The organism is Bradyrhizobium manausense (assembly GCF_001440035.1).
Taxonomy (GTDB): Bacteria; Pseudomonadota; Alphaproteobacteria; order Rhizobiales; family Xanthobacteraceae; genus Bradyrhizobium; species Bradyrhizobium manausense.
The window spans coordinates 15,506-22,786 of record NZ_LJYG01000076.1 but is presented as its reverse complement, the minus strand read 5'-3'; the positions used below and the strand labels follow the sequence as shown (position 1 = coordinate 22,786).

Below are 7,281 nucleotides of genomic sequence, written 5' to 3'. Positions count from 1 at the left end.
ATCTCGTTCCTGATCACCGGCGACGAGGAAGACGTCTCGATCAACGGCACCATCAAGCTGCTGAAATGGGCCGCCGAGCGCGGCGAGAAGTTCGATCATTGCGTGCTGGGCGAGCCCTCCAATGTCGAGAGGCTCGGCGACACCATCAAGGTCGGCCGCCGCGGCTCGCAGTCGGGCACGCTCGTCGTCGACGGCGTGCAGGGCCACGTCGCCTATCCGCATCGCGCCTCCAATCCGGTGCCGGACATCTCGCGCCTGATCGTGGCGATCTCGGACGAGCCGCTCGATCATGGCAGCGCGCAATTCCAGGCCTCCAATCTCGAATTCGTCTCGGTCGACGTCGGCAACAAGGCCTTCAACGTCATTCCCGGCGAGGCCCGGGCCAGGTTCAACATCCGCTACAACGACAACCACACCCAGGCATCCTTGCGCGAGCTGGTCGAGACCCGTCTCGCCAAGGCCTGCGGCAACCGCATCAAGGCCCGCATCGTCTGGGAGCCGTCGAACTCCAACGTGTTCGTGACCAAGCCCGGCCCGTTCACTGACCTCGCGGTGTCCGCAATCGAAGAGGTGACGGGACAGAAGCCGGAGCTGTCGACCTCAGGCGGCACCTCGGATGCGCGTTTCATCTCGAGCTATTGCCCGGTGATCGAGTTCGGCCTGGTCGGCCAGACCATGCACCAGGTCAACGAGCGCGTGCCGGTGGTGGATTTGGAGAAGCTGACGAAGGTCTATCGCGGGATTCTGGCAAGATATTTTGGGTAGAATGACGGCCTTTCCCTAATCGCTCCGCCGTCATGCCCGGTCCTTCCCGGGCATCCACGCTCTTCGTCCATCGAGCAAGAAAGATCGTGGATGGCCGGGACAAGCCCGGCCATGACGCCTGAGGCGGCATCACCTTCTAATAGTCCACCTTCATCAGATACAGCCCCTCCGGCGGCGCGACGATGCCGCAGGCGGCGCGGTTGCGGGCGGCAAGCGCTGCGGAGAGATCGTCGGCGGTCCAGCGTCCCTCGCCGACCCAGACCAGCGAGCCCACCATCGAGCGCACCTGACTGTGCAGGAACGAGCGTGCCGAGGTGACGATGGTGATCTCGCGGCCATCGCGAAGGACGTCGAGCTGATCGAGCGTCTTCTCCGGCGATTTCGCCTGGCACTCGGTGTCGCGGAACGTCGTGAAATCGTGCTTGCCGAGCAGGCGCTGGGCGGCCGCATGCATCGCGTCAGCGTCGAGCCGGCGCGGCACGCGCCAGGCATGGCCGACGTCGAGCGCGAGATTGGCGCGGGTGTTGATGACGCGGTAGCGATAGTGGCGCCTGACCGCCGAGAAGCGGGCCTCGAAAGTATCGGGCACGATCTCGGCTTCGAGCACTGCGATCGGATGCGGGCGCAAATGCGCATTCAACCCGTCGCGAAACCGGCCGGGCGGAAACTGCTTCTCGACATCGACATGCGCGACCTGGCCGCGCGCATGCACGCCGGCATCGGTGCGGCCGGCCCCGTGCACGCGCAGATCGGCGCCGGTCATGGCCTTCACGGCCGCTTCCAGCGCGCCCTGCACCGACGGCAGCGTGTCCTGGATCTGCCAGCCGAAGAACGGCGCGCCGTCATATTCGATGGTGAGCTTGTAGCGCGGCATTAGGTGAGCCGCATCGGCGGCTTCACTGGCGTGCCGCGCAAGAAGTCTGCCGCCTGCATCCGGCCCTTGCCCTCGCGCTGCAGCTCGAGGATGCGGATGGCGCCCTCGCCGCAGGCGACGGTGAGTTGATCGTCCAGCACGGCACCCGGCGCGCCGGAACCTTTGGCAAGCTCACAGCGGAGGATTTTCACGCGCGCATTCTCGAGCCCGGCCCAGGCGCCGGGAAACGGCGACAGGCCATGAATATGGCGCAGCACCGCATGCGCGGGCTTGCTCCAGTCGATCCGCGCCTCGGCCTTGTCGATCTTGGCGGCATAAGTGACGCCGTCCTCGCGCTGCGTTTTCAGCTGCAACCCGCCGCGGTCAAGCGCCGCCATGGCGCGCACCATCAGGTCGGCGCCGAGACGGGCGAGGCGATCATGCAGATCGGCCGCGGTCATGTTGTCCGTGATCGGAAGCCGCTCGGCCATGGCGACGTCGCCGGTATCGAGGCCGGCATCCATCTTCATCACCATGACGCCGCTCTCGGCATCGCCGGCCATGATCGCGCGGTTGATCGGCGCGGCGCCGCGCCAGCGCGGCAGCAGCGAAGCGTGAAGGTTGTAGCAACCGAGCCGGGGCGTATCGAGGATCGCCTGCGGCAGGATCATGCCATAGGCGACGACGACAGCGGCATCGGCGTCGAAGGCGCGAAATTCTTCCAGCGCCTCCGGCGTCTTCAACGTCTTCGGCGTCAGCACGGGGACGCCGAGCTTTCGCGCGGCCTCTTCAATCGGCGTCGGCTGCATCTGCAGCCCGCGCCGCCCGCCCGGCTTCGGCGCGCGGGTGTAGACGGCCACGATCTCGTGGCCGTGCGCGACGAGCTCGAGCAGCGTCGGCACGGAGAAATCGGGCGTGCCCATGAAGATCAGGCGGAGCGGCATGACAAAAACCTGCGAACGACGCAATCCATTGACGGTCATTCCGGGGCGGCTCGAAGAGCCGAACCCGGAATCTCGAGGTTCCGGGTTCGATGCTGCGCATCGCCCCGGAACGACGGAAAGCCCTACTCGCCCGCGCGCTTGGCGGCTTTCTCGAACTTCTTGATGACGCGGTCGCGCTTGAGCTTCGACAGATAGTCGACGAACAGCACGCCGTTGAGATGATCGATCTCATGCTGGATGCAGGTGGCGTAGAGGCCTTCGGCGTCCTCCTCGTGCAGCTTGCCGTCGAGATCGGTGAAGCGCACGCGCACCTTGGCCGGGCGTTCGACCTCCTCGTAATATTCGGGGATCGACAGGCAGCCTTCCTCGTAAGTGGACAACTCCTCTGACGAGGCGATGATCTCCGGATTGATGAAGACGCGCGGCTCCGGCTTGGTCTCGCCGTCCGGGTTGGGCTTGGCGAGGTCCATGGTGATCAACCGCAGCGGCTGCGCGATCTGGATCGCAGCGAGGCCAATGCCGGGCGCGTCGTACATGGTCTCGAACATGTCGTCGGCAAGCTTGCGGATCTCCGCCGTGACCTTCTCGATCGGCTTGGAGACCAGACGCAGCTGCTTGTCGGGCAGGATGATGATTTCTCTGAGGGCCATGGCGGGCGATTTAAGCTGCGCACGAGAAGCGGTCAATGCGGCCGGGAACGCGACAACCCTCCGCTAACCATAAAACTTCGCCTTTCGGTAACCATAAAAATGAGGAGGCCGTTAGGCTCATCGTTCTCTCTTCGTTCGCTCTGGCTCGCGAATCGGCTAGAAGGGCGACATGAACGAGATCATTTTCATGCTGGGCGACTGGCCGGTGCGCACCATCGATGCGCTGATCGGCTTCGGCGCCCTCGTCCTCATCCTGCTGGCGGTGATTGCCGTCGTGATCGCGCGCTCCGGGCGGCGGGGCGCGGAACTCGCGATGGCGAGCGCGATCCGGGCCGACGAGCTGGAAGAGCGGCTCGCCCAGGTGCTGCACGCGCAGAGCGAGGCCTCCGGCCGGGTTGACGCCATGACCCAGGCGCTGGCCGGCCGCCAGGCCGAAATGGCGCGGGCGGTCAACGAGCGGCTGGATTCGGTGACCCATCGGGTCGGCCAGTCCATGGAACACTCGACCCGCAACACCATGGAGAGCCTGCGCGCGCTACACGAGCGGCTCGGCATCATCGACTCTGCCCACAAGAACCTCACCGACCTCACCACGCAGGTCACGACCCTGCGCGACGTGCTCGCCAACAAGCAGTCGCGCGGCGCCTTCGGCCAGGCGCGGATGGAGGCGATCGTCCAGGACGGTCTGCCGAAGGGGTCCTACGAATTCCAGTTCACGCTGTCGACCGGAAAGCGGCCCGACTGCGTCGTGTTCCTGCCCGACCAGCGCCCGCTCTGCATCGATGCCAAATTTCCGCTGGAGGCGATGACCGCGCTGCACGATGCCCGCACCGACGAGGAGAAGCGCCTCGCCACGCAGCGGCTGCGCGGCGACGTGATGAAGCATGTCAGCGACATCGCGGAAAAATACCTCGTCACCGGCGAGACCCAGGAGATGGCGCTGATGTTCGTGCCGTCGGAATCGGTCTACGCCGAAATCCATGACGGATTCGACGACGTGATCCAGAAGGCCTATCGCGCCCGCGTCGTGCTGGTGTCGCCCTCGCTCTTGATGCTCGCGATCCAGGTGATGCAGCAGATCATGAAGGACGCGCGCATGCGCGATGCCGCCGACCAGATCCAGACCGAGGTGATCAAGCTCGGCGACGATCTCGGCCGCCTGCGCGACCGTGTGCTGAAATTGCAGAAGCACTTTGCCGACGCCAACGAAGACGTCCGCCAGATCCTGATCTCCGCCGACAAGATCGAGAAGCGGGCGGGACGAATCGAGGAGCTCGATTTCAGCAAGACCGATGCGCCGGAGGGCCCACGGCTGGTATCGGGAGCGGCAGAGCTGTTCCCGAGGAAACTCCAGGCAGGGGAGTGACGGCTCGATCGTCATGGCCGGNCCATCCACGCCCTTCAACACCGCATGCCCGGGACAAGCCCGGGCATGACGGCTTTTGTGGTCGAGGCATCACGCCCAGAATCTGCTAACACCCCCCCATGACCGCACCCGACGCGACCTCCTCCGCCGGCACCAATGCCCCCGCGACCTCCTGGCGGGACAGCCTGGCTGTGTACCTGCAACCGCGGGTGCTGATCGTGCTGTTCCTCGGCTTTTCGTCGGGGCTGCCGCTGGCACTGTCGGGCTCGACGCTCTTGGTCTGGATGCGCGAGGCCGGCGTCGATCTCAAGACCATCGGACTGTTTGCATTGGTCGGCACGCCCTACACGCTGAAATTCCTGTGGGCGCCGCTGGTGGATGCGCTGCACGTGCCGCTGTTCACGCGCGCCTTCGGACGGCGGCGCGGCTGGCTGCTGTTCTCGCAGCTGCTGCTGATCGTTTCGATCCTGCTGCTGGCGATGACCGATCCGGCGCGGTCACCGTTCTACGTCGCGCTCGGTGCGCTGCTGGTGGCGACGACGTCGTCGACCCAGGACATCGTGGTCGACGCCTTCCGCGTCGAGAGCCTGCCGGAGAGCGAGCAGGCGGCCGGCATGGCGGCCTATGTCGCGGCCTATCGCATCGGCATGCTGGTCTCGACCGCGGGCGCGCTGTTCATCGTCTCCGGCTTCGAGAGCACCGGCATCACGCGCAGCGCGGCCTGGATGTGGGGCTATGTGGTGATGGCGGCGATGGTGCTGATCGGGACGATCACGGCGCTTGTTGCGACCGAGCCCGAGCAGTCGGTGCGGGCGGAAGCTGCGACGCAAACCGAGACCGCATTCACGCGGGTGCTGCACGCGGCGATCGGCGCCTTCTCGGAATTCCTGTCGCGCAAGGACGCGCTCGCAGCACTCGCCTTCGTGGTACTGTTCAAGTTCACCGACGCGTTCTCCGGCACCATGACGGCGCCGTTCGTGATCGATCTCGGCTTCACCCGCAACGATTATGCAGCGATCGTGAAGGGCGTTGGCTTAGCTGCGACGCTGATCGGCGGCTTTGCCGGCGGCTTCGTCGCGCGGCGCTACTCGCTGGCGACCTCGCTGTGGATCGGCGGCGTGGTGCAGGCGCTGGCCAACCTCACCTTCTCCTGGCTCGCGCTGGTCGGCACCAATCAATGGGCGCTGGCGCTCGCGATCTGCGCCGAGAATTTCACCAGCGCCATCGGCACGGTGATCTTCGTCGCCTATCTCTCGGCGCTGTGCCAGAACCCGCTGCACACCGCGACGCAATACGCCCTGCTCACCGCGCTTGCGGCGGTGGGGCGGACGTATCTGTCGTCCGGGGCAGGCTTCGTCGCCAGCGCGACCGGCTGGCCGCTGTTCTTCGTGATCTGCGTGCTGGTGGCGATTCCGAGCCTGGTGTTGCTCACCTGGCTGCAGAAGCGCGGGCATTTCGAGACGCTGGGGCCGGTGAGGGTTTAAAGCCCGCCTCTCTCCGTCGTCATTGCGAGGAGCTCTTGCGACGAAGCAATCCAGACTGTTTCCGCGGAGAAAGTCTGGATTGCTTCGCTTCGCTCGCAATGACGGTGGAGGGAGCCGTTCGCTCGCCCCTACTTCTTCACCAAACTCCACTTCGTCACCACGGCCTCGCTCATCTGGCCGGGATCGCTGGCGCAGGCGACTTCATCCACCTTCACGGAGATCTCCTTGCCGACGAAGGATTTCAGCTGCGAGGCCTGCGCGTCGCTGGAGGTGACGAGCTGGAAGGTTTCGGGCCCGGTCTCGAGGTCGCACAGCCCGTTCGGCGCCGGCAGGCGCCGCGGCTCGGAGGTGATCTGGTACATCGCGACACGCTTGCCCGCGTTCTTGACGTCGCGAATCTTCATGGCGTTGAGCTCGCCCGAGAGCACCTCGCCGGCGCTGATCGGCTTGCCGGGCTTCGAGGGCGGCGGCGCCTCGCTCTCCTGCTGCGCGGCGGCGATGGCCGGCGTCACCAGCAGCAGCATCGTCGCGACCAAAGCCGATCGTGTGGCGAAAAGTTTCGTCATGTCGTCCGTTCCGCGGGTCTGTGGCTAGAACAGGGTGCGCTGCCGCATGGCGGCCGATAGCGTGCCCTCATCGAGATAATCAAGCTCGCCGCCGACGGGCACACCATGCGCCAGCCGGGTGACCTTGACGTTGGCGTCCTGAAGCAGGTCGGTGATGTAATGCGCCGTGGTCTGGCCGTCGACAGTCGCATTCAGCGCCAGAATGACCTCGTGCACCTCGGGTGCGTGCGCGCGCGCGACCAGCGCGTCGATGGTGAGGTCCTGCGGGCCGACACCGTCGAGCGGCGACAGGGTCGCACCCAGCACGTGATAGCGGCCCTGGGTCGCATTGGCCCGCTCCAGCGCCCAGAGATCGGCGACATCGGCGACGACGACGATGATGGCGCCATCGCGCTTCGGATCGGTGCAGACCGTGCAGGGATTTTGCGTATCGATATTGCCGCAGGTCTTGCAGACCTGGACCTTGTCCAGCGCGACCTGCAAGGCTGATGACAGCGGCATCATCAGCGCTTCGCGCTTCTTGATCAGATGCAGCGCCGCGCGACGCGCGGAGCGCGGGCCCAAACCGGGCAGCCGCGCGAGAAGCTGGACCAGCCGCTCGATTTCAGGACCTGCAACCGCGCCCATCTTACTGGCCGAACAGCCCCGGCGGC

8 protein-coding genes are annotated in these 7,281 nt (G+C 65.7%); 3 read left to right on the top strand and 5 right to left on the bottom strand.

From position 1 onward, the window contains the following. Nucleotides 1-765: succinyl-diaminopimelate desuccinylase (dapE, locus tag AOQ71_RS47985; protein ID WP_245316939.1), on the top strand; the 765-nt coding region annotated here is incomplete at its 5' end. Between the two features lie 136 nt (nt 766-901). Here the strand turns inward: dapE and truA are convergent. The 3 genes from truA to def form a co-directional block, all read right to left on the bottom strand. Further along, the gene (gene truA, locus AOQ71_RS17445) at nt 902-1,639 is read right to left on the bottom strand and encodes a tRNA pseudouridine(38-40) synthase TruA (protein WP_057748401.1); all 738 of its coding nucleotides are present in this window, start codon (nt 1,637-1,639) and stop codon (nt 902-904) included. Continuing rightward, on the bottom strand, nt 1,639-2,562 hold the full coding sequence (fmt, locus tag AOQ71_RS17440; RefSeq protein WP_057748474.1) for a methionyl-tRNA formyltransferase: 924 nt from the start codon (nt 2,560-2,562) through the stop codon (nt 1,639-1,641). Before fmt ends, truA begins: the two co-directional genes overlap by 1 nt. 122 nt (nt 2,563-2,684) lie before the next feature. Then, complete coding sequence (gene def, locus AOQ71_RS17435; protein ID WP_057748398.1) at nt 2,685-3,212, bottom strand: peptide deformylase; 528 nt, start codon at nt 3,210-3,212, stop codon at nt 2,685-2,687. A gap of 169 nt (nt 3,213-3,381) precedes the next feature. Here def and AOQ71_RS17430 point away from each other — a divergent pair, with 169 nt between their 5' ends. Together AOQ71_RS17430 and AOQ71_RS17425 are read left to right on the top strand one after the other, a co-directional pair. Then, the gene (locus tag AOQ71_RS17430; protein ID WP_057748396.1) at nt 3,382-4,578 is read left to right on the top strand and encodes a DNA recombination protein RmuC; all 1,197 of its coding nucleotides are present in this window, start codon (nt 3,382-3,384) and stop codon (nt 4,576-4,578) included. A gap of 119 nt (nt 4,579-4,697) precedes the next feature. Beyond that, a complete protein-coding gene (locus tag AOQ71_RS17425) occupies nt 4,698-6,062 on the top strand; it encodes an AmpG family muropeptide MFS transporter (protein ID WP_057748394.1) in 1,365 nt (454 codons plus the stop codon). A gap of 128 nt (nt 6,063-6,190) precedes the next feature. On the opposite strand, the gene AOQ71_RS17420 is transcribed toward AOQ71_RS17425, so the two are convergent. After that, nucleotides 6,191-6,628 (bottom strand): hypothetical protein, encoded by a 438-nt coding sequence (locus tag AOQ71_RS17420; protein WP_057748393.1) that lies wholly within the window; start codon nt 6,626-6,628, stop codon nt 6,191-6,193. A gap of 24 nt (nt 6,629-6,652) precedes the next feature. Next, entirely contained in the window at nt 6,653-7,255 is a 603-nt protein-coding gene (recR, locus tag AOQ71_RS17415; RefSeq protein WP_057748392.1) for a recombination mediator RecR, read from the bottom strand. Nucleotides 7,256-7,281 lie beyond the last annotated feature (26 nt).